This is a genomic window from Corynebacterium sp. MSK071 (assembly GCF_030232125.1).
Lineage (GTDB): Bacteria > Actinomycetota > Actinomycetes > Mycobacteriales > Mycobacteriaceae > Corynebacterium > Corynebacterium kefirresidentii.
The window spans coordinates 1-1481 of the sequence record NZ_JASPJA010000032.1; the positions used below are offsets into that span (position 1 = coordinate 1).

The window sequence follows — 1481 nt, forward strand, 5'->3', positions numbered from 1 at the left end:
GGCCAATTGCTGCTGCGCGTGGTAACTGCGGGTGTCATGCTTGCCGGCGTCGGGTTTATGGCTACTGGTGTTTTCGCGGGAATTGGACCGTGGATTATCCGGCTGGTGCTTCAGGGCGTTCAGGTAGTGCGCTCTGTTGTTGCTGTAGGTTTTATTCCGTTTTTCGCTGCACCGACCCGGTTTTTATATCCACTGCGTGCTGTAGGCACCACTGTGATTGGCATAGTTTCTGCAGTAATACTGCTGGTGGCGTTGTTGACGCTTCCTGTGGTGTTTCTGCCTTACAGGGGACTGCTGTATCGCATAGTGATTCCACTGTCGGTGAATGTTTTCTTGCTGAAGTGGAATCTTTACAGCATCAGCGTACAAGCTGTTGCCTGGTTCCTTTTGGCCGCTTACGGTGGGGTGTCAGCAGCGGCGTGGGCTGCGTGGGCTGCGGCTGGTGGACCAGCTAATCCGGCAACGAATACCATTTGGCTCGTCGCTGGCGGTGCAGGAAATTTGGGCATCGCCCAGTTGGTAATCATGCTTGTGGGCTATATAGTGGCTAAGCCTCAACGTGTGCTTCGCCGCCTACTGACTCCTTTTGTCCTTCCGTGGACTTTCTTGGATGCTTTCGGCATCGACACTGTCACTACGTTGGGAGTCGCGCTAGCGCATGTCGTCGCTCGTACGCGGGGCATCGTTGGGCGTATTCTCCGCCCTATCCTCCCGCTTATGGTAGGTATTCTCGCCTCGAGTGTTATTGCTGCGGCTCGTTGGATGGGGTGGAAGGTTCCTATCATTGCTGCTCGCTTGCTTACCCCTGCCGCCGTTGTGTTGGGTATTCATCACCGTTTTCTTATCGCTGCACTTGTTGTTCTCACGTGGGTTGGGCAACGTCTTAAGAAGTGGCCAAAGTTCGCCCTCAGTAGTATTGCTACCGTTGTTTCTGCCATTGTGGTCGCACTTGCTACTGCCCGCGGGGCACGCCACTTACTCTTGGACGCTGGAGTTATCGCTGGTGCCTTCCCGTGGATGAAGGTCCAAAAGTTGGAGCGGCTTGGTCTAGGGTTGATGATTTCTGCCTTCGTGACCATGTTTGTGGGTGTACCAATGCTGCTGGCCGCGCGAAAGTTGGCTCAGCCGTGGAGGATTCTGGCTAAAGTATCTTTGTTGACAATTGCGGTCACGTTTGCAGCGGCGGCGTTGACGATTGTTCCTGGTGTGGCGGGCGCGATTATTTTGTTCTTGTCTGCAGCTACGTTTGTGGGCATGCTTGCCACTCACCCGAGGGTTCTTTTATCCCCCTTAGCTGGACTACTTACGGTGGTGACGGGGCTGATTCTTGCCGCTTCGGTTGCATTCGTTGTTGCCGGTACACCGATGCGTGTTGGCAGGCGCCTCTTCCGCCGTGCCCGTTTGGCCGCGGTCGTCGCGGCTACTCCCATCATCGTGTGGGCTGTGTTGATTTTGTCTGCTGCCCTGTTGATTGTCACGGT

General features: G+C 55.2%; 1 protein-coding gene. It reads left to right on the plus strand.

Features of this window, described 5'->3' with window-relative positions:
- Positions 1 to 1481, plus strand: a 1481-nt coding sequence (locus QP990_RS12050; protein WP_284799411.1) for a hypothetical protein, incomplete at both ends; no start/stop codon positions are given.